Raw genomic sequence first — 20,112 nt, 5'->3', positions numbered from 1 at the left:
CAGGTCATCGCGGCGCGCCGTGGGGGACCGGGGCGGACGGGCCGGCCGGGTCCGCGGCCACGCGGCCGTGCCGTGCCGGCCTGCTGACACGCGATCAGTGGACGCGCGTAGAGGACCTCTTCCCAAAGCCCGTGAACAGGTCCAGAATCATCCCTCCGCGACGCGCGTTCCCGGCGGCGTCGGTGCACGGTCCGGTGCCGCCTCCTGTGGAAGGATCTGCCGGAGCCCATCGTTCGAGGCAACGCCCAGAGCCTCTGCCCGCGTGTCTCACCCGAGCGCGCCCGAGGCTCTTAAGACCGCCACCTGTCAGCACGTGGACTAGGAGCACCCGGCATGGACTTCGGACTCGTCCTCCAGACGGACCCGCCGGCCTCGGCCGTCGTCGGCCTGATGCGCCGTGCCGAGCGCAACGGCTTCCGCTACGGCTGGACCTTCGACTCGGCTGTGCTCTGGCAGGAGCCGTTCGTCATCTACAGCCGCATCCTCGAACACACCGATCGCCTCGTCGTGGGGCCGATGGTGACGAATCCGGGGACCCGCACCTGGGAGGTGACCGCCTCCACCTTCGCCACCCTCAACGACATGTACGGCAACCGGACGGTATGCGGCATCGGCCGCGGCGACTCCGCGATGCGCGTCGCCGGACGCAGCCCCAACACCCTGGCGAGGCTGGGCGAGGCCATCGACGTCATCCGCGACCTCGCCGAGGGGCGCGAGGCCGACGTCGGTGGGCAGCCGGTGCAGATCCCCTGGGTCAAGGACGGCCGGCTGCCCGTCTGGATGGCCGCGTACGGCCCCAAGGCACTGGCGCTCGCCGGGCAGAAGGCCGACGGATTCATCCTCCAGCTCGCCGACCCGTTCCTCACCGAATGGATGATCAAGGCGGTACGGGACGCGGCGGCCGAGGCCGGACGGGACCCGGACTCCGTGACCATCTGCGTCGCCGCACCCGCCTACGTCGGCGACGACCTCGACCACGCCCGCGAGCAGTGCCGCTGGTTCGGCGGCATGGTCGGCAACCACGTCGCCGACCTGGTCGCCCGGTACGGCGAGCACTCGGGTCTCGTCCCCGAGGCCCTCACCGCGTACATCGCCGGACGCTCGGGGTACGACTACAGCCACCACGGCCGCGCCGGGAACCCCGACACCACCTTCGTGCCCGACGAGATCGTCGACCGGTTCTGCCTGCTGGGCCCGCCCTCGGCACACATCGAGAAGCTCAAGGCCCTGCGGGACCTGGGCGTCGACCAGTTCGCCGTGTACAACATGCACGACGCCCGCGAGGCGACCATCGACGCCTACGGGACCGAGATCATCCCGGCCCTGTCCGACTGACCGCCGCGTCACTCCGGTCGTACGCAATACCCCGCGCCCCGCCCCGCACGGCACCGTCCCCGAGCGAAGGGTCCAGCCGCCATGACATCGACCGCACCGCCACCACCACCCAGGGACCGGATACCCGCGGCCCCCGACCGCGTCGAACTCGCCGCCGGTGCAGCGCCCGACGACAACCGGTTCGTCAACGAGGACCTGCTGCCCGTCCCCCTGGAACGGCGCGACTGGACCACGTACAACTTCGCCGCCCTCTGGGTCGGCATGGCCCACAACATCCCGTCCTGGCTCCTCGCCTCCGGCCTCGTCGCCCTCGGCATGGACTGGAAGCAGGCGGTCTTCACCATCGCGCTCGCCAACCTGATCGTGCTCGGCCCCATGCTGCTGACGGGGCACGCCGGGCCCAAGTACGGCATCCCCTTCCCGGTGCTTGCCCGCGCCTCGTTCGGGCTGCGCGGCGCCAACCTGCCGGCCCTGATCCGTGCCGCGGTGGCGTGCGCCTGGTTCGGCATCCAGACCTGGATCGGCGGCGTCGGCATCTTCACCCTGCTCGGGAAGATCTTCGGCGGCTGGGCGAACGCCGACGAGATCGGCGGGCAGCCGTGGACGCTCTGGGTCTGCTTCATCCTGTTCTGGGCCCTCGAACTCGCCATCATCTACCGGGGGATGGACACCCTGCGCCGGTTCGAGAACTGGGCGGCCCCGTTCGTCATCGTCGGCGCGCTGGTGCTGCTGGTCTGGGTCGCCGTCAAGGCGGGCGGCTTCGGCCCGCTGCTGGACCAGCCATCGAAGCTCGGCTGGGGCAAGGAGTTCTGGCCGGTCTTCTTCCCCTCCCTGATGGGCATGATCGCCTTCTGGGCCACGCTCTCCCTGAACATCCCCGACTTCACCCGCTTCGGAGCCGGCCAACGTGCCCAGATCCGCGGCCAGTCGCTCGGACTCCCCACCACGATGACGCTCTTCGCGCTGCTCTCGGTCCTGGTCACCTCCGGCTCGCAGGCCGTGTACGGCGAGGCGATCTGGGACCCGGTCCAGCTCGTCGCCAGGACCGACAACGTGTTCGGGCTGCTGTACGCCCTGGTGACCGTGCTGGTCGCGACCATCTCCGTGAACATCGCGGCCAACGTCGTCTCTCCCGCGTACGACCTGGCGAACCTCGCGCCGAAGCTCGTCAACTTCCGTACGGGCGCGCTGGTCACGGGCGTCGTCGGAGTCGTCATCATGCCGTGGAAGCTCACCGAGACGCCCGAGCTGTACATCTTCACCTGGCTCGGCCTCGTCGGCGGTCTGCTCGGCACGGTCGCGGGCATCCTGATCGCCGACTACTGGATCGTTCGGCGCACCGTCCTGGACCTCGCCGACCTGTACCGGCCCGGCGGCCGCTACTGGTACACCAACGGCTGGAACTGGCGGGCCGTCACCGCCTTCGCCGTCGGCGGCGTCCTGGCGGTCGGCGGCTCGCACTCGGAGCCCGGAAAGGGGCCGTTCCCGGCGGACGGCCTGATCCCGTTCCTGAAGCCACTCGCCGACTACGGCTGGGCGGTCGGGCTGGCCTCCTCGCTGGTGCTGTACGTACTGCTCACCGGGAGGGAGAACGTCACACCGGGCTCGTCGAGCGGCCCAGCAGCGCGCTGACGTCGAACGAGTCGGCCGGCGACGGCGTGGTCCTGGGCACCGGCCGGTCGAAGGCGGAGAAGCCCACGACCGCGTCCGCGCCGTTGCCCTCGATGGTGAGCCGCAGCGGATAGGGCTTGCCGGTGGCCGCCACGTCCAGCACCAGCGTCGTGTTGTCCCGCATCCTGGTCAGCGGGACGACGGACGTCTTGCCGAGCGTGGTCGTCTCGCCCTTGTTGAGTGTCCCGGTGTCGTTGTTCGCGTTGTCGCTGACGAGTTTCTGGAAGGTGTTGAGGTCGCAGGTCTTCGTCAGGGCGCTCAGCCGGGGATCGTCGGCCGAGCCCTTCAGGTAGCGGTCGCCCACGATCGCGGCGAAGGCCGACCCGCCGTTGGGCACCTGGTTCTTCCAGAAGGCCGCGTCCGGCTTGATCCAGATGTCGTCCCCGCGCTTCACGATCAGCGCCGACCCCTGGCTGTCGCCCAGGTCCACCGACCCGTTGCAGTTGCCGTCCCGGTCGAGGGTGAGTTCCAGGGACATGGGGGTGCTGCCCCGGCCCAGGTCCCCGCTCGTGCTCAGGTGCATCGAGTGGGCGCTGAGCAGGGCGTCGCGGGAGCGGTCGGCGATCTGCTGGGCGGTGAGGGTGTCGATGTCCTCCGCGTGGGCCACGCCGCTGCCGATGATGCCGCTGCCGGTGACGGAGAGCACGAGCGCCGCGGCCCATGCGGCCGGGCGTGTGCCTAGGTGTGGACCGGTCACGTCGCCTCCTCGAAGGGTCGTGGCGGGACTGTTCGGGTCCGCGATCCGGTCGTTCGAGCGTACGCCGGGCGAGGGACGGCCGCCCGGCGGCGCCCTCCGCCGCCCTCCCGGTGTGTGCACAGCGTGACGTCTTGAGGCGTTTTCGGTTAAGAGGGCCGGGGGGCGGTTGCCAGGCACCGAGTTCGTCACGACCGAGAGGGAAACATGAAGAAGTCCATGCGGAGTCTGTCCCGGGCCGTTCTGCGCGGCACCGCCGTCGCGGGGCTGACCGCGGCACTCGCGGTGTCCACCGGACTGGCCACGGCCGCCTCGGCGGCCGCACCGGCGGCGACCCCGCCGGGCCTGTCCTGCGAGACGGGCAAGCACGCCATCGACGACTACACGGGCTACGCGCTCTGCCGGAACAACGGCTCCGCGACGCAGACCTTCTGGGTGCACCTGGTCTGCGGCTGGTCCCCGGACGTGGACGGCGAGCACGTCACGCTGAACCCGGGCCAGTCCGGCCAGTCGACCGCGCACTGCGCCGGGCTCGGTACCGGAATCGGTGAGATCACGGTCCAGCCGTAGCCGGCGGTACGCCTGTAGCGGTGCCGCCCGCGCGTGAGCGGCACCGCACAGGCGGGGGACGGGCTCCAGGCACGCCGGTGCCGGTCAGGCGACCGGCCGGGAGCGTTCCTCGATCCAGCCCGCGTCCACCGCCGGACGGTCGTCGTACACCACGAACTCCTCCTCGCACTCCAGCACATCGAGCCCGGCAGCCCCCAACGCGGCCAGCAGTGCGTCCAGTCTGGCGCGCGCACCGGGGCGCCCGACCCCGCGGCAGCGCTGGGTGACGAACCGTTCGTGGCGGCCGCGGCCCGTGGTGCGGCGGGCGTTGCGGGACAGGTGCGCGTCGTGGCGTACGGCGATGTCCCGGGCGAGGGCGACCTCAGGCTCACCGTGGAGCAGGAGCTTGACGTGGTGCTCGAAGTGGCAGACGGAGGGAAGCACCGCGGCCTCGGCGGGTGTCCGCGGCACTCCGGCGTTCCACGGGGCGGCCTCGATCTTCACCCGGACGACGGAGAAGCCCGCCGCCCGCAGCGCAGCCGACCGCAGACCCGCCGCGGCACGCAGGTCGGTGAGCGAACCCCGGCCCCGCTCGGTCAGCATCGGCTGGTCCGGGGTGGCGCCGCGGTCCAGCAGGATGCGGGTGAGCTTCAGACCGTGCTCCAGGGCCCAGCTTTCCAGCCGGGCGAACTCCTCCGAGTCGCCCGAGTCGCCCGAGTCACTCGCCTCACCCGCGGCGCGCCCGGCGCCCGCGGTCGTCCCGGGGGCGGTCCGTACCGTCAGATGTGTCTCGAACTCGCCCTCGAACTCCGCTCGCGCACGTCCCACCAGTGTTTTCGTCATTCCGCCGCCGTCCGCTCCGGTCCACATCCGCCCGCGAACGTAGCAAGCGGCACTGACACCGCCCCGGAAACGGTTGAGTGGGGACCCCCGACTCGTTACCCTCCAGTAAGTTCGTCGGGCGGACAGGTGCACGCACCTGACGGTACGAGGGAGGCGGCAGCCTGTGTTCTCAACGGACTCGACGGACTCAACGGATTCGGCGGATTCGGCGGATTCCGTGGGCAGCGGCATCGATGCCCCGGCCGGGCTGGCCGACAGCGCGCGGGCCCTCGCGGACTGCCGCACCACCGCCACCCGGCTCGTCACCGAGGCCCTCGCCCGGATCGAGGCGAGCCAGGGCACCCTCAACGCCTTCCGGCACCTGCGCGCCGACGCCGCGCTGGCCGAAGCCGCCGAGGCCGACCGGCGGCTCGAAGCGGGGGAGCGGCTGCCCTTGCTCGGCGTGCCCGTCGCGGTCAAGGACGACACCGACGTCGCCGGGATGCCCACCTACTTCGGCTGCGCGGGGGAGCTGCCCCCGGCGACCGCCGACAGCGAGGCCGTCCGACGGCTGCGCGCTGCCGGAGCGGTCATCGTCGGGAAGACCAACTCCTGCGAACTGGGACAGTGGCCGTTCACCGAGGGCACCGCCTTCGGCGCCACCCGCAACCCCTGGCACACCGGCCACACCCCGGGCGGCTCGTCCGGCGGTTCGGCCGCCGCCGTCGCGGCCGGGCTGGTCCCCGCCGCGCTCGGCTCCGACGGCGCCGGGTCCGTCCGCATCCCCGCAGCCTGGACCCACCTCGTCGGCATCAAGCCGCAGCGCGGCCGCATCTCCGTCCACCCGCACCGCGACGCCTTCCAGGGGCTCACCGTCAACGGCCCGCTGGCCAGGACCGTCGCGGACGCGGCCCTGCTGCTGGACGCCGTGGCCGGAGCGCACCCCGACGACCCGCACCGCCCGCCGCCCGTCGAGGCCTCGGCGGCCGCCCGCCGCGACCCCGGCAGGCTGCGCATCGCGCTGGCCTGGCGTCCCCCGCTCACCCTCACCGGCACGGCACCCCACCCCGAGGTCCGCCGCGCCGTCACCGAGATCGCCGAGGCGCTGGCCCGGCTCGGCCACCACGTCGAGGAGGCCCGGCCCCGCTACGGGCTGATCGGCCTCGGCTTCGTGCCCCGTGCCACCGCCGGCATCGCCGAACTCGCCGCCCGGCACCCCGAACCGGCGCTGCTGGACCCCCGCACCCGCAGCGCCCTGCGCACCGGCACCCGGCTCGGCGGCCGGGTGGTGCGGGCGGCCCGCGAGCGGGAGGTGCGCCAGCACCGGCGGATCGGCGCCCTGTTCCACCCCTCCCGAGGCCGGTCAGGCCAGGGATTCGACGTGCTGCTCACCCCGACGACCGCCCTGCCGCCGCCCCGGATCGGCCGGTTCGACGGGCTGAGCGCCTGGCGCACCGATGTGGCGATCACCGAGGCCTGCCCGTACGCCTGGCCGTGGAACGTCCTGGGCTGGCCCGGCATCAACGTCCCCGCGGGCTTCACCCGCGACGGCCTCCCCGTCGGGGCCCAGCTGCTCGGCCCCTCCCGCAGCGAGGAGCGGCTCATCTCACTGGCCGCCCAGCTGGAGGCCGACCGGCGGTGGTACGAGCACCGCCCGCCGGCCGCACCTTAGGGGTGGCTACGGGGTGTGCGCGGTCACCACCCACACCCCCGCCCGCAGCAGCACCCCGCGCGGCGACTCGTGGGGCAGCAGGGCGTCGGTCATCGCGGCCCGCGTGGCGTCGGAGACGGCGAGGCCGGGCGTGCGGGAGACGAAGAACCCGACCGCGTCCGCCGCGTCCTTCCCCCAGCAGGTGGCGGCGCTCACGCCCGTCACCCCGATGCCCGTGAAACCCGCCGCGCCCAGGACCTCGTGGATGCGCTCGGGCTCCGAGAGCGAGGCCATCGCCGTGGCCACCGCGTGCTCGGTGGTGTGATCCCGGCCCAGCAGCGAGGCCAGCAGTCCCAGCGCCTTGCGCTCCTCCCCGTCCGGCCGCGCGGGCTGCGGACAGATGAACGCCAGCCGGCCGCCCGGCCGCAGCGCTCCCGCGAGGTTCGTGAACGCGGCGACGGGGTCGGCGAAGAACATCACCCCGCCCCGGCTGATCACCAGGTCGTACCCGCCGGGCTCGAACGCGCAGGTCTGCGCGTCGGCCAGCCGGTAGGTGACGTGCGGGAAGCGTTCGCCCGGGGTGAGTTCGCGGGCCCTGGCGAGGAGCGGCTCCGAGATGTCGACCCCGGTGACCCGGCCGGCCGCCGCACGCAGCGCGGCACCCCGGGTCGTGAGCCCGCTCCCGCAGCCGATGTCGGCCACCTGCTCCCCGGCGCTGACCGACGCCGCGTCGAACAGCGCCTCGTCGAACCCGTCCAGCATGGCGTTGTAGCGGTCCGGATGAGCGGCCCAGTGCTGCCCGAGCGGTCCGTTCCAGGCTTCGGCGACCGTCATGCGTGCTCCTTCGTCTCCAGGGTGAGCGTGGCCTCGACGCGCCCCATGGCGCAGATCGCGCCGAACGCGACCAGATGGACCAGGCAGTGGTCGGTGAACGGCGGTGCGAGCCAGGCGGCCACGTCCTCGTCCGTGATCCGGTACGGGGCGCGCGCCGCGAGCAGGGCGAGCCGGGCGCCCGGCCGCTCGGTCCGGTCCGGCAGACCGGCTCCGTGCAGGGGGAGCGGGGTGACGCCGTCCCAGGCCGCCACCGATTCCCGTACGAGCGCCGCGTCCTCGTCGCTCAGCAGCCCGGCTCCGAGTTCCGCCGCGGTGCGCAGCGCGCCGTAGGCCGTGCCGACGGCGGTGGCCCTCGCCCAGGCGGGCGGCTCGCCCTCCGTTTCGAGCAGCGGCAGGCTCGGCCCCGTCACCAGCTCGCGGCGCACGGTCCGGGCCAGGGAGCGGCCCGCCGCACTCCGTACGCAGCGAAGGCGCTGGAGACCACCGGGCAGCATGCTCTCGGTCAGCAGCGAGGACACGACGCGGTTGATGAAGTGGAAGGCCAGCGCGGTTCCGATGTGCTCGGGCGCGGCGGCCGGCGGGAACGGCTGCGGCGTGCTCATGTCCTTTCCCCAGGCCAGCAGGGCGCGATGGCCGGGGTCCGCCGGCTGTTCGCCGCGGGCGATCGTCTCCGCCAGCCGGTGGTCGCCGGTGGCGTGCAGCAGCACGGTGTGCGCGTCCACGCAGAACGGGCAGCGGTTGGCGAGCGACACCCCGGCCGCCACCACCTCCTTGTCCGTACGGGACACCTGCCCGGCCAGCAGTGCCTCGCGCAGCAGGGACCAGGCCGCGGTGAGGAGCGGCGGTGATGCGGACAGGACGACGAAGGTCGGGGCGCGTTCGATCCCGAAGTCGGTGGCCATCTGGGCGTACACGTCGGCGACCACCCCGGTCGCCGACTTGGGAGGTACGGGTGAGGTGTAGCGGAAAGGTCCGGTCATGGTGACGATGCTGGGCCGCGGACCGGGCCCGGGTCGTCGTACCGGCGAAGGCATTCGCCGCCGGTCCCGGCCGACCCGCGGCGGCCCGGAACTACTGCCCGGGGAGTAGTGCCCGGCCGGTCCCCAGGGCTGATGCCCCGGGTGTCGTACGGGAGTTAGGGTGCGGCACATGACGGGGGACGCGGGGGACACCGGCCGCCGCACCTGGTCGCTGGACGCGGTACTCGCGGTCGCGATCGGTGCGGCGGTCACCGTCGCGGCCTGCGCGGCCTCGGCTCCCGGGGCACTGGACCTGGTGCTCGTCGCGACCGGGTCGCTGGCCCTTGCCGGGCATCGCCGGGCACCCCGTACGGTGCTCGTCGTCACGACGCTCGCCATGTCCGGCTACGTGCTGCACGCGCACCCGGGCAGCTGGGCGGCGTTCCCCGTGCTGGCCGCCGTGCACGCGGCCGCCCGCAACGGGCACCGAGGCTGGGGCGTCGCGGCGGGCGCCCTCTTCCTCACCGGCTACTTCGCCGTCCTCGTCACCGCCTCGCCGGCCGTCGAGGGCGTCGTGGAGCGGACCCTGCTGCTGCTCGGCTGGTTCCTGTGCGCGGGGGTCACCGGGCTCATCGACAAGAACTGGCAGGCCTATCTGCGCCAGACCGAGCAGCGGGCCGTCGACGCCGAACGCACCCGGGACGAGGCCGCGTTGCGCCGGGCGGGGGAGGAGCGGCTGCGGATCGCCCGCGAACTGCACGACTCGCTCACCCACTCCATCTCGATCGTCAAACTCCAGGCGGGAGTCGCCGTCCACCTCGCCCGCAAACGCGGCACCGAGGTGGAGCCGGCCCTGCTTGCCATCCAGGAGGCGAGCGGCGAGGCGATGCGTGAACTGCGGGCCACACTGGAGGTGTTGCGCACCGACGTCGTCGAACCCGGCACCGGGCTCGACCGGATCGGTGAACTCGCCGAACGGGCCCGCAGCGCCGGCATCGCGCTCGCGCTCACCGTCAGCGGCGAGGAAAGGCCCCTCCCTGTGTCCGTGGACCATGCCGCTTACCGCATCGTGCAGGAGGCACTCACCAATGTGGCCAGGCACGCCGACCGGGCCCCGACCACCGTCCGGCTCGCCTACGGGCCGGACGCCCTGACCGTGCACGTCGACGACCACGGCCCCTGCGCCCCGGGCGACTCCGTCACCGCGGGCACCGGCCTCACCGGTATGCGGGAGCGCGTCACCGCGCTCGGCGGCACCCTGGCCGCCGCCCCGCGTCCGGCCGGCGGCTTCTCCGTCCACGCCGAACTGCCGCTGCACAGCGCCGGATCCGCCGCGTGAACGAGGAGGACGGCGCCCCGGTCCGGGTGCTCATCGTCGACGACCAGGCCCTCATGCGGGCCGGCTTCCGGGCGCTGCTCGACGCGGAGGACGGCATCGAGGTGGTCGGCGAGGCCGCGGACGGCCGCGAGGGCGTGGAGCTGGCCCGGCTGCACACCCCGGACGTCGCCCTCGTCGACGTACAGATGCCGGTGATGACGGGCATCGAGGCCACCCGGGCGATCGCCGCCGACCCGCTGCTGTGCGGGGTCCATGTGGTGATCCTGACCAACTACGGTCTGGACGAGTACGTGTTCGACGCGCTGCGCGCCGGGGCCGCGGGCTTTCTGCTCAAGGACACCGAGCCCGCCGAACTGCTGCGGGCCGTCCACGTCGCGGCCCGCGGCGACGCCCTGCTCTCGCCCGCCGTCACCCGCCGTCTGATCGGCGAGTTCGTCGCCCGGCCGCCCGACCGGGCGACCGCGCCGGGCTTCGAGACCCTGACCCGCCGGGAGCGGGAGGTCAGCGCGCTGGCGGCCCGCGGGCTGACGAACGAGGAGATCGCCGCGCACATGGTCATCAGCCCGTTCACCGCCAAGACGCACATCAGCCGCGCCATGACCAAGCTCGGTGCCCGGGACCGGGCCCAACTGGTCGTCTTCGCCTATGAGTCGGGGCTCGTCACGCCGCGCGAGCGGTGAGCCGATCCGGAGACGAGCGTGCCGGCGAGCCGGGTGAGCACCTCGCGCTCGCCGGGGGGCAGGTGCGCGGTGAGCGCGGTGACGCGGCGGCCGATCTCGTCGGCGGCCCCGGCGGTCAGCTCGGCACCGAGAGGGGTGAGCGAGACCAGCACGGCGCGGCCGTCGTGCGGGGAGGGGGAGCGCCTGACCAGGCCGCGCTTCTCGGCGCGGGCGACGAGCCCGGTCATGGAGGACTTGTCCAGGCCGAGGTGACCGCCGAGTTCGAGCATTCCGGCCTGCCGGTCGCGCAGGATGCCCAGCAGCCGGATCTGGATGACCGACAGGTCGTGCTCGCCGCCCACGGCGGTCAGGACGCGCTGGACCAGGAAGGACAGCTGCACCAGGGCATCCACCGTGTCGAGGGGCTGGTCGTCGGCGAGGCCCGCGGGGGTGGGTTCGGTGGTCATGGAGGCGAGTCTAGTTGACTTGGTACGTGGCGCAAACTACTTTTGAAAGTAGTACGTGCCGCAAACCAGATGGTGGCGGCAGTCGCACCCTCGTGCCCCGGCCCCCAGTGCCGAGGGCCGGACGGGAGAACCCTCATGCATGCCGCAGTCGTCCACTCCTTCGACGCACCGCCCCGCTACGACACCGTCCCCGACCCCGTCGCCTCCGGGGAGCACCAGGTCCTCGTCGACGTGCTGGCGGCGGGACTGCACCCCCGGGTGCGCTCGGCCGCCGACGGCAGCCACTACACCTCCGACGGCACCCTGCCGCTCGTCCCCGGCATCGACGCCGTCGGCCGCACGCCGGACGGTGAACTGCTCTACTTCGTCGCCGCGGACTCCGCGCCGGGCACCATGGCCGAGCGGGCCGTCGTCGACCGGCGCCGGGCCGTCGCCCTGCCGGCCGGAACCGACCCGGCCGCCGTCGCGGCGGCCATGAACCCCGGCATGTCCTCCTGGGTCGCGCTGCGCCGCCGGGTCTCCTTCCGCCCCGGCGGCACCGTCCTGGTCATGGGCGCCACCGGCAACGCCGGACAGCTCGCCGTCCGGATCGCCCGGCACCTCGGCGCCGCCCGCGTCATCGGTGCGGGCCGCGACCCGGGGCGGCTCGCCCTGCTGAAGGGGCTCGGGGCGGACGAGGTGGTCGCGCTCGACGGCGACGACCGGGACGTGGCCGACCGGCTCGGCCGCGCCGCCGCCGATGCCGATGTGGTGCTGGACTACCTGTGGGGTCCGCCCGCGGTCCTGGCCATGACCGCGCTGCTCACCGCCCGGAGCGACCGCGCCAAGGCCCTGGCCTGGATCCAGATCGGCTCCATGGCCGGCCAGGAGATCACCCTGCCGTCGTTCCTGCTGCGCGCGGGGAACCTGAACATCATGGGCAGCGGCCAGGGTTCGCTGACCACCGCCGGCATTCTCGCCGAACTGCCCTCCCTGGCCCAGGAGATCGCCGCCGGAACGCTGGCCGTGGACGTCCTTCCGGTGCCGCTGGACCAGGTCGAACAGGCCTGGAACACCCCGGTCGACCCGGGCCGGCGGGTGGTCCTGACGCCGTAGTGGCCCGGGGCGGACCACCGGTCCTACGGCACCCGGGCGGTCCACTCGGCCGTGCCGAACTTGGTGCGGACGAGCTCCTCGGCCAGGGCCAGCTCCTCAGGGGTCACCGCGCCGCGGCTGAGACCGTGCCGGTTGCGGAACGACTCGATCATCCGCTCGATGACGGTCCGCCGGGGAAGCCCCGTCTGCCGGCGCAGGGGGTCGACGCGCTTCTTGGCGCTCTTCGTGCCCTTGTCGGACATCTTCTCCTTGCCGATGCGCAGGACGTCGAGCATCTTGTCGGCGTCGATGTCGTACGACATCGTCACGTGGTGCAGCACCGCCCCGGGCCCCCCGTCCGGCCCCACCACACGCTTCTGCGCCGCACCGGCGATCTTCCCGACCTCGGTCGCGATGTCGTTCAGGGGCTGGTACCAGGCCTTGATGCCCATGTCGCCCAGCGCTTCCAGCACCCAGTCGTCGAGGTAGGCGTAACTGTCGGCGAAGGACAGCCCGGAGACGAGGGACTGGGGCACCGCCAGCGAGTACGTGATGGTGCTGCTCGGCTCCGCGAACATCGCGCCGCCCCCGGAGACGCGCCGCACCACCGTGACCCCGTGCCGCTCGACTCCGGCCGGGTCGACCTCGTTGCGCAGCGACTGGAAGCTGCCGATGATCACCGCGGGGGAGTCCCACTCCCACACCCGCAGCGTCGGCGGCCGACGGCCCGCGGCGACCTCGGCCGTGATGACCTCGTCGAGAGCCATGTGGAGGGCGGGGGACTGCGGCGCGTCATGGATGAGCTGCCAGTCGTAGTCGCTCCACCCCGTGGCGTGCGCCAGCGCCCGGCGTACGGCGACGGCCACGCCCTCCGAGGTGAGACCCAGCATCACCGTCGAGGCGGGGAGGGCCGCGTCGACCCGGGCCGCCAGCCCCACCGTGTCCGTGGTGGCCGGAGCCCCCTCCAGCGCCGCGTCGATCGCGAGGATCGCCTCGTCCGGCTCCAGGAAGAAGTCGCCCGCCACCCGTACGTCCCGCAGTGCCCCGCCCCGGACATCCAGGTCCACCACGACCAGTTTGCCGCCGGGGACCTTGTACTCACCGTGCACAGCCATGCCTCCAGTTCAGCCCGGTGCCCATGCCTACGAATCGGCTCCGGCCAGTCATAACGTCACCGCCGCGACATTTAGTCCGCCGGCGGCGTGCGGAACGGGGCGTTCCGGCGGTGGCGCCGTCCCGTGGACATTCCGCGAAAGTCTGCAGGCCGGGGCGGCTCCAGCCGGTTCCGTCACTTCGACTCTTGGTCGGTGGGTCCGCCCTCCGGCCGGGTGAAACCGGAGGAGTGCGGGCGTTTTCGCACTCCGGGGGCGCATCTCGGGTGGTCGGCCAGTGGTATGTACCAAGGTCTTGACACCCGCATAGTTCACTTCTTAAATCACGTAGTGAACTAAGCGGCCTCGCCGTCGCACCACCCCGCACGCGTTACTTCACACGGCACCCCCACCTCGGTCGGCGCAGCTCTCGCACGTCCCCCGCGCCCTGTGTCTGTCATGTATGTGGATGTCATATGCATGACAGATTCCCCTTCCTCCCCCTCACGCACCGGAAGGGAGAGTCATGGACTCCCCACGCCGTACGCGGCGCCTGCTGCACTCCGTACTCTCGGTTCTCACCCTCGCCCTGGTCACGACGGCTCTCACGGGCGGCGGCGGTCCGGCTCCCGCCTCCGCCGCCCCGATGTCCGGGACGGCGGCCGCGGCCGCGGTCACGACGTTCTCGGACGAGTTCGACGGCGCCGCCGGTTCGGCGGTGAACGGCAGCAAGTGGCAGACAGAGACCGGCGACAACGTCAACAACCACGAGCGGCAGTACTACACGGCGGGCAACAGCAACGCCGCGCTGGACGGCCAGGGTCACCTGGTCATCACCGCGCGCAAGGAGAACCCGAACAACTACCAGTGCTGGTACGGAAGTTGCCAGTACACCTCGGCCCGCCTGAACACCTCGGGGAAGTTCACCCAGACCTACGGCCATGTCGAGGCGCGGATGAAGATCCCGCGTGGCCAGGGCATGTGGCCGGCGTTCTGGATGCTCGGTGACGACATCGGGCAGGTCGGCTGGCCCAACTCCGGCGAGATCGACATCATGGAGAACGTCGGCTTCGAGCCCTCCACCGTCCACGGCACCCTGCACGGTCCCGGTTACTCCGGATCGGCCGGCATCGGCGCCGGATACACCCTCCCCAGCGGCCAGGCCTTCGCCGACGCCTTCCACACCTTCGCCATCGACTGGGCCCCGAACTCGGTGACCTGGTCCGTCGACGGCAACGTCTACCAGCACCGCACGCCCGCCGACACCGGCGGCAACACCTGGGCCTTCAACAAGCCCTTCTTCCTCATCCTCAACCTCGCGGTCGGCGGCTACTGGCCGGGCGACCCCGACGGCAACACCACCTTCCCCCAGCAGCTCGTCGTCGACCACGTGCGCGTCACCACCAGTGACACGCAGCAGCCCGAGACGGGTGGCCGGATCACCGGTCTGGCCGGCAAGTGCGTGGACGTCGCCGCGGCGAACAGCGCCAACGGCACCCCGGTCCAGCTCTACGACTGCAACGGCAGCAACGCCCAGAAGTGGAGCGTGAACGCGGACGGCACCATCCGGGCGCTCGGCAAGTGCCTCGACGTCGCCTCGGGCGGCACGGCGAACGGCACCACCGTCCAGCTGTGGGACTGCAACGGATCGGCGGCCCAGCGCTGGGCGGTCAGCGGCGCGCGCGACATCGTCAATCCGCAGGCGGACAAGTGCCTGGACGTCGTCGGGAACAGTTCGGCCAACGGAGCGCGGCTGCAGATCTGGACCTGCACCGGCGCCGCCAACCAGAAGTGGACGGTGAGCAACTGATGGGCAGTCACTTCGTACGCAGACACGCACCCGCCCTCCGGGGCGTGCTCGGTGCCGGGGCGGCCGCCGCCCTGCTGGCGGGCCTGACCGGATCACCCGCCCTGGGCGCCGCCGCGGCGACCGGACAGATCACCGGTCTGGCCGGCAAGTGTATGGACGTCGCCGCCGCGAGCAGCGCCAACGGCACCCCGGTGCAGCTCTACGACTGCAACGGCAGCAACGCCCAGAAGTGGGACGTGGGTTCGGACGGGAGCATCAAGGCGCTCGGCAAGTGCCTGGACGTGACCTCGGCCGGTACGGCGAACGGCAGCACGGTCCAGCTGTGGGACTGCAACGGATCGGCGGCCCAGCGCTGGACCGTCACCGCCGCGCGCGACATCGTCAATCCGCAGGCCGACAAGTGCCTGGACGCCACCGGCAACAGCTCCGCCAACGGCACCCGGCTCCAGATCTGGACCTGCACGGGAACCGCCAACCAGAAGTGGACCGCGCCCACCGGCGGGGGAGACCCGACGACGCCGCCCGCCGGGGCGATGGCCGTCGCCCCGTACCTCTACAACGGCTGGGGCAGCCCGCCCAGTCCGACCACCGTCATGAACGCCACCGGCGTCAAGTGGTTCACCCTCGCCTTCGTCCTCAGCAACGGGTACTGCAACCCGCAGTGGGACGGCGGCAGGCCGCTGGCCGGCGGCGTCGACCAGCAGACCATCAACACCGTCCGGGGCGCGGGCGGCGACGTCATCCCGTCCTTCGGCGGCTGGAGCGGCAACAAGCTGGAGAGCTCCTGCTCCAGCGCGGGTGAGCTGGCCGCCGCGTACCAGAAGGTCATCAACGCCTACGGGCTCAAGGCGATCGACATCGACATCGAGGCCGCGGCCTACGACAGCCCGGCCGTCCAGCAGCGCACGGTCGACGCGCTGAAGACGGTCAAGGCCAACAACCCGGGGATCAAGGTGTACGTCACCTTCGGCACCGGGCAGAACGGCCCCGACGACAGCCTGATCCGCAAGGCGTCCGCGTCCGGGCTGACCGTGGACAGCTGGACGATCATGCCGTTCAACTTCGGCGGTGCGGGCCAGAACATGGGCAACCTCACCGTCAGCGCGGCCGAGGGGCTGAAGAACACGGTCAAGAGCGCCTACGGCTACACGGACGACCAGGCGTACCGGCACACCGGCATCTCCTCGATGAACGGCATCACGGACAACAACGAGACCATCACGGTCGCGGACTTCCGCACCATCCTCGGGTACGCGCAGCAGCGGCACCTCGCCCGGCTGACCTTCTGGTCGGTCAACCGCGACCGACCGTGCACCGGCGGCGGCGCCGACACCTGCTCGGGCGTCGCCCAGCAGCCCTGGGACTTCACGAAGGTGTTCGCCCAGTACGCCGGCTGACCGTCCCGCCACCCACCGAGCCGTCTCACCCGCACAGGAGAACCCGTGCTCAGAACTGTCCGAAGAAGACCCAGCGGGGGCCCGTCCGGCTCCTCCCCGAGCCGCCGACGGCGGGCGCTGACCGCGGTGTTCGCGGCCGGCGCCCTCGCCGGGTCGGTCCTGGCCGCCACGCCCGCCCCGGCCGCCACCCCGGCGGCCGCGGCGGCTCCGCGCGCCGCCGCGGCCCTGCCGTCCGGCTGGGCGACCGTCGTCAACAGCGGCAGCGGCAAATGCCTGGACGCCCGGGCCGCCGCGACCGTCAACGGCACCGCCGTCCAGCAGTACACGTGCAACAGCTCCACCGCACAGCAGTGGAGCCTGACCGCCACCAGCGGCGGCTACGTCCGCATCAACAACCGCAACGATCCGGCCCAGGTCGCGGACGTCAGCAACGTGTCCACCGCCGACAGCGCCGCCGTGCACCTGTGGGCGTACGGGGGCGGCACCAACCAGCAGTGGCAGCCCGTCGACGAGGGAGGCGGCGCCTATCACTTCGTCAACCGCAACAGCGGCAAGTGCCTGGACGTGCCCGCCGCCTCCACGGCGGACAGCACCCAGCTGGTCCAGTACACGTGCAACAACTCCGCGGCCCAGCGGTTCCAGGTGACCCCGGTGAGCACCGCGCCGGGCGATGCCGACCTCGGTCCCAACGTGGTGGTCTTCGACCCGTCGATGCCGTCGGCCACCATCCAGGGCCGGCTGGACTCGATCTTCCGGCAGCAGGAGACCAACCAGTTCGGCAGCCAGCGGTACGCGGTGATGTTCAAGCCGGGCACGTACAGCAACGACGTCAACGTGGGCTTCTACACCCAGGTCCTCGGGCTCGGCCAGTCGCCCGACTCGGTGACGATCAACGGCGCCGTGCACGCCGAGGCGGACTGGTTCCCGCCGCAGAACGCCACCCAGAACTTCTGGCGCGGCGCCGAGAACCTCTCGGTGAACCCGACGGGCGGTACCGACCGCTGGGCCGTCTCGCAGGCGGCCCCGTACCGGCGCATGCACGTGCGCGGCAATCTGGCCCTGGACGACGGCGGCTGGGCCAGCGGCGGATTCATGGCCGACACCAAGATCGACGGCCAGGTCCGCTCCGGTACGCAGCAGCAGTGGATCACCCGTAACTCCACCCTCGGCAGCTGGACCGGCTCCAACTGGAACATGGTTTTCGTCGGCAGCCAGGGCGTCCCGGCCACCAGCTTCCCCAACCCTCCCTACACCACGGTGAACCAGGCGCCCGTGGTCCGCGAGAAGCCCTTCCTGTACGTGGACGGCGCCGGCGCCTACCAGGTGTTCGTGCCGTCCGTCCGCAGCAACGCCTCGGGCACCACCTGGGCCGGCGGCAACGCGGCGGGCACCTCGATCGGCATGGACAAGTTCTTCGTCGTGAAGGCGGGAGCCACGGCCGCGCAGATCAACGCCGCCCTCGCCGAGGGCAAGAACCTCCTGGTCACCCCGGGGGTCTACCACCTCGACCAGACCCTGAAGGTGACCAGGCCCGACACCGTCGTCCTGGGCCTCGGCCTCGCCACGTTCATCCCGGACAACGGCGTCACCGCCATGACGGTCGCCGACGTCGACGGGGTCAAGGTCGCGGGCATCCTCTTCGACGCCGGCACGACGAACTCGTCGACCCTGATGGAGGTCGGCCCGGCCGGCTCCGCCGCCTCGCACGCGGCGAACCCGACCTCGCTGCACGACGTCTTCTTCCGGGTCGGCGGCGCCGCCGTGGGACGGGCCACCACGAGCCTGGTGGTCAACAGCGACCACGTCATCGGCGACCACATGTGGATCTGGCGCGGCGACCACGGCAGCGGCATCGGCTGGAACAGCAACCGGGCCGACACCGGACTCGTGGTCAACGGCGACGACGTGACGATGTACGGACTGTTCGTCGAGCACTACCAGAAGCACCAGACGATCTGGAACGGCAACGGCGGGCGCACGTACTTCTACCAGAACGAGATGCCGTACGACGTACCCGACCAGGCGTCCTGGATGAACGGCTCCACCCAGGGCTACGCCGCCTACAAGGTCGCCGACTCGGTCACCAGCCACCAGGCGTACGGACTCGGCAGCTACTGCTTCTTCAGCTCCAACCCGGGCGTGACCGCCGAGCACGCCTTCGAGGTCCCGGACAACCCGAACGTGCGGTTCCAGAGCATGGTGACCGTCTCGCTCGGCGGCACCGGAACCATCCGCCACGTCATCAACGGACGCGGCGGCCCCTCCAACTCCTCGTCGAACGTCGCCAACCTCGTCAGCCACCCCTGACCGGCGCGACCTCACCGGAACACACCGGGCCGGATCAGGCTTCCGCCGGATCCGGCCCGGCCCCCACCCGGTCCGGAAAGGACGGTCCCGCATGACCACGACCAGGACGGGAGCCCCCGTCGCGGGAGGCATCGGCCGGCTCTGCCGGTGGCTGCTCCTGCTGCCCGCCTTACTGCTGGGGCTCACCCCGGCCCCCGCGCACGCCGCCCCGCAGGCCCCCGCCTTCCACGTCATCGCCTTCTACAACGGCACCTGGGACGCGGCCCACATCAGCTTCGTCCAGGAGGCCAACCGCTGGTTCCCCGCCACGGCGGCGGCCAACAACTTCTCCTACACCTCCACCAACGACTGGGGACGGCTCAGCAGCATCACGCCGGACCAGTACCAGGTGGTGCTGTTCCTCGACGACGCCCCGCAGACCGCCTCCCAGCGCACCGGATTCGAGCGCTACATGCGCGCGGGCGGTGCCTGGATGGGCTTCCACGTCTCGGCGTTCACCACCGAGGCCCAGCAATGGCCCTGGTACTACGACGAGTTCCTCGGCAGCGGCAACTTCAGGTCCAACACCTGGGGGCCCACCACCGCGACCCTGCGGACCGAGGACCGCACGCACCCCTCGACCACCTCACTGCCCGCCACCTTCACCTCGTCGGTCAGCGAGTGGTACGCCTGGCAGAACAACCTCCGCGCCGACCCGGACATCAAGGTCCTGGCCTCCGTGGACCCGGTGAGCTTCCCGCTGGGGACGGATCCGAACCAGTCCTGGTACAGCGGCGACTATCCGATCCTGTGGACCAACACCCACTACCGGATGCTCTACGCCAACTTCGGCCACAACGCCATGGACTACGGCTCGGGCACGACCCTGTCCTCGACCTTCGCCAGTGAGACGCAGAACCGGTTCGTGGTGGACGGGCTGAAGTGGCTGGGCGGCGGCGGGGGAGCGCCCGACCCCGAGGACCCGGTCTCCGGCACCTCCGCGTACACGCTCGTCTCCGGGGCGAACGGGAACTGCGCCGACGCGCGCGCCGCCGCCACCGCCAACGGCACGGCGATCCAGCAGTACACCTGTAACGGCACCGCCGCCCAGCGCTACCGGTTCACGGCCGCGGACGGCGGCTACGCCCGGATCTCCCCGGCGGCCGACACCCGCCAGGCGCTCGACGTGGTGGACGTGTCCACCGCCGACGGGGCCCCGGTGCAGCTGTGGGCCTACGGGGGCGGCGCGAACCAGCAGTGGAAGCCGGTACGGGAGGCCTCCGGCCGGTACCACCTCGTCGCCCGGCACAGCGGCAAGTGCCTGAGCACGCCCGCGTCCGCCGCCCCGGGCGTCCAGCTGGTGCAGCGGTCCTGCGACGGCTCGGCGGCGCAGAGTTTCGGACTCGTCGCGCAGAGCTGACCACCGGGGGTGCGGACAGGCGTCTTCACGCCTTCTGCACCCCCGTTATCCGAT

General features: G+C 72.0%; 17 protein-coding genes. 11 read left to right on the top strand and 6 right to left on the bottom strand.

Annotated features, from left to right (window positions below):
* Nucleotides 1–333 precede the first annotated feature (333 nt).
* Nucleotides 334–1,335 carry a TIGR03842 family LLM class F420-dependent oxidoreductase gene (locus OG521_07010; GenBank protein WUW20554.1) on the top strand — a complete coding sequence of 334 codons (1,002 nt, stop codon included), beginning with the start codon at nt 334–336 and terminating at the stop codon, nt 1,333–1,335.
* An 81-nt stretch (nt 1,336–1,416) separates the two neighbouring features.
* Nucleotides 1,417–2,967 carry an NCS1 family nucleobase:cation symporter-1 gene (locus OG521_07005; protein WUW20553.1) on the top strand — a complete coding sequence of 517 codons (1,551 nt, stop codon included), beginning with the start codon at nt 1,417–1,419 and terminating at the stop codon, nt 2,965–2,967.
* Here the strand turns inward: OG521_07005 and OG521_07000 are convergent.
* Complete coding sequence (locus tag OG521_07000; GenBank protein WUW20552.1) at nt 2,930–3,703, bottom strand: hypothetical protein; 774 nt, start codon at nt 3,701–3,703, stop codon at nt 2,930–2,932. The two genes, OG521_07005 and OG521_07000, sit on opposite strands and share 38 nt — an antisense overlap.
* Nucleotides 3,704–3,907: 204 nt before the next feature.
* On the opposite strand from OG521_07000, the gene OG521_06995 reads away from it, so the two are divergent.
* On the top strand, nt 3,908–4,270 hold the full coding sequence (locus tag OG521_06995; protein WUW20551.1) for a hypothetical protein: 363 nt from the start codon (nt 3,908–3,910) through the stop codon (nt 4,268–4,270).
* An 84-nt stretch (nt 4,271–4,354) separates the two neighbouring features.
* Here the strand turns inward: OG521_06995 and OG521_06990 are convergent, their stop codons facing one another.
* Nucleotides 4,355–5,077, bottom strand: coding sequence for a hypothetical protein (locus OG521_06990; GenBank protein WUW20550.1), 723 nt, complete (start codon nt 5,075–5,077; stop codon nt 4,355–4,357).
* Nucleotides 5,078–5,309: 232 nt separating this feature from the next.
* Here OG521_06990 and OG521_06985 point away from each other — a divergent pair, with 232 nt between their 5' ends.
* The gene (locus OG521_06985) at nt 5,310–6,743 is read left to right on the top strand and encodes an amidase (GenBank protein ID WUW20549.1); all 1,434 of its coding nucleotides are present in this window, start codon (nt 5,310–5,312) and stop codon (nt 6,741–6,743) included.
* Nucleotides 6,744–6,749: 6 nt separating this feature from the next.
* Here the strand turns inward: OG521_06985 and OG521_06980 are convergent, their stop codons facing one another.
* On the bottom strand, nt 6,750–7,556 hold the full coding sequence (locus OG521_06980) for a class I SAM-dependent methyltransferase (protein WUW20548.1): 807 nt from the start codon (nt 7,554–7,556) through the stop codon (nt 6,750–6,752).
* Entirely contained in the window at nt 7,553–8,536 is a 984-nt protein-coding gene (locus OG521_06975; GenBank protein ID WUW20547.1) for a carboxymuconolactone decarboxylase family protein, read from the bottom strand. Before OG521_06975 ends, OG521_06980 begins: the two co-directional genes overlap by 4 nt.
* Nucleotides 8,537–8,705: 169 nt before the next feature.
* Here OG521_06975 and OG521_06970 point away from each other — a divergent pair, with 169 nt between their 5' ends.
* The gene (locus OG521_06970) at nt 8,706–9,854 is read left to right on the top strand and encodes a sensor histidine kinase (protein WUW20546.1); all 1,149 of its coding nucleotides are present in this window, start codon (nt 8,706–8,708) and stop codon (nt 9,852–9,854) included.
* The gene (locus tag OG521_06965) at nt 9,851–10,534 is read left to right on the top strand and encodes a response regulator transcription factor (GenBank protein ID WUW20545.1); all 684 of its coding nucleotides are present in this window, start codon (nt 9,851–9,853) and stop codon (nt 10,532–10,534) included. Before OG521_06970 ends, OG521_06965 begins: the two co-directional genes overlap by 4 nt.
* On the opposite strand, the gene OG521_06960 is transcribed toward OG521_06965, so the two are convergent.
* Nucleotides 10,498–10,980: a MarR family winged helix-turn-helix transcriptional regulator gene (locus tag OG521_06960; GenBank protein WUW20544.1), complete on the bottom strand. Its 483-nt coding sequence runs from the start codon at nt 10,978–10,980 to the stop codon at nt 10,498–10,500. The two genes, OG521_06965 and OG521_06960, sit on opposite strands and share 37 nt — an antisense overlap.
* A gap of 135 nt (nt 10,981–11,115) precedes the next feature.
* On the opposite strand from OG521_06960, the gene OG521_06955 reads away from it, so the two are divergent.
* Nucleotides 11,116–12,075: a zinc-binding alcohol dehydrogenase family protein gene (locus tag OG521_06955; protein ID WUW20543.1), complete on the top strand. Its 960-nt coding sequence runs from the start codon at nt 11,116–11,118 to the stop codon at nt 12,073–12,075.
* Nucleotides 12,076–12,098: 23 nt separating this feature from the next.
* On the opposite strand, the gene OG521_06950 is transcribed toward OG521_06955, so the two are convergent.
* Complete coding sequence (locus OG521_06950; protein ID WUW26597.1) at nt 12,099–13,163, bottom strand: lipoate--protein ligase family protein; 1,065 nt, start codon at nt 13,161–13,163, stop codon at nt 12,099–12,101.
* A 508-nt stretch (nt 13,164–13,671) separates the two neighbouring features.
* On the opposite strand from OG521_06950, the gene OG521_06945 reads away from it, so the two are divergent.
* The 4 genes from OG521_06945 to OG521_06930 all read left to right on the top strand — a co-directional run bounded on the left by OG521_06945 (nt 13,672) and on the right by OG521_06930 (nt 20,058).
* Complete coding sequence (locus OG521_06945) at nt 13,672–14,955, top strand: family 16 glycosylhydrolase (protein ID WUW20542.1); 1,284 nt, start codon at nt 13,672–13,674, stop codon at nt 14,953–14,955.
* Nucleotides 14,955–16,352: a ricin-type beta-trefoil lectin domain protein gene (locus OG521_06940; protein WUW20541.1), complete on the top strand. Its 1,398-nt coding sequence runs from the start codon at nt 14,955–14,957 to the stop codon at nt 16,350–16,352. Before OG521_06945 ends, OG521_06940 begins: the two co-directional genes overlap by 1 nt.
* 159 nt (nt 16,353–16,511) lie before the next feature.
* Nucleotides 16,512–18,659 (top strand): RICIN domain-containing protein, encoded by a 2,148-nt coding sequence (locus OG521_06935; protein WUW26596.1) that lies wholly within the window; start codon nt 16,512–16,514, stop codon nt 18,657–18,659.
* A 91-nt stretch (nt 18,660–18,750) separates the two neighbouring features.
* Nucleotides 18,751–20,058 carry a ThuA domain-containing protein gene (locus OG521_06930; GenBank protein ID WUW20540.1) on the top strand — a complete coding sequence of 436 codons (1,308 nt, stop codon included), beginning with the start codon at nt 18,751–18,753 and terminating at the stop codon, nt 20,056–20,058.
* Nucleotides 20,059–20,112: the final 54 nt, after the last annotated feature.

The sequence above is a fragment of the Streptomyces sp. NBC_01463 genome (assembly GCA_036227345.1).
Classification (GTDB): domain Bacteria; phylum Actinomycetota; class Actinomycetes; order Streptomycetales; family Streptomycetaceae; genus Streptomyces.
Note: the sequence above shows the minus strand (reverse complement) of the source record. Positions and strands in the feature narration are given on the sequence as shown.

Excerpts from the sequence above, each read along its gene's own strand:
- OG521_07010 (WUW20554.1), top strand. The coding sequence starts at position 334 with ATGGACTTCGGACTCGTCCTCCAGACGGACCCGCCGGCCTCGGCCGTC.
- OG521_07005 (WUW20553.1), top strand. The coding sequence starts at position 1,417 with ATGACATCGACCGCACCGCCACCACCACCCAGGGACCGGATACCCGCG.
- OG521_06995 (WUW20551.1), top strand. The coding sequence starts at position 3,908 with ATGAAGAAGTCCATGCGGAGTCTGTCCCGGGCCGTTCTGCGCGGCACC.
- OG521_06980 (WUW20548.1), bottom strand. The coding sequence starts at position 7,556 with ATGACGGTCGCCGAAGCCTGGAACGGACCGCTCGGGCAGCACTGGGCC.
- OG521_06975 (WUW20547.1), bottom strand. The coding sequence starts at position 8,536 with ATGACCGGACCTTTCCGCTACACCTCACCCGTACCTCCCAAGTCGGCG.
- OG521_06970 (WUW20546.1), top strand. The coding sequence starts at position 8,706 with ATGACGGGGGACGCGGGGGACACCGGCCGCCGCACCTGGTCGCTGGAC.
- OG521_06960 (WUW20544.1), bottom strand. The coding sequence starts at position 10,980 with ATGACCACCGAACCCACCCCCGCGGGCCTCGCCGACGACCAGCCCCTC.
- OG521_06955 (WUW20543.1), top strand. The coding sequence starts at position 11,116 with ATGCATGCCGCAGTCGTCCACTCCTTCGACGCACCGCCCCGCTACGAC.
- OG521_06945 (WUW20542.1), top strand. The coding sequence starts at position 13,672 with ATGGACTCCCCACGCCGTACGCGGCGCCTGCTGCACTCCGTACTCTCG.
- OG521_06940 (WUW20541.1), top strand. The coding sequence starts at position 14,955 with ATGGGCAGTCACTTCGTACGCAGACACGCACCCGCCCTCCGGGGCGTG.
- OG521_06930 (WUW20540.1), top strand. The coding sequence starts at position 18,751 with ATGACCACGACCAGGACGGGAGCCCCCGTCGCGGGAGGCATCGGCCGG.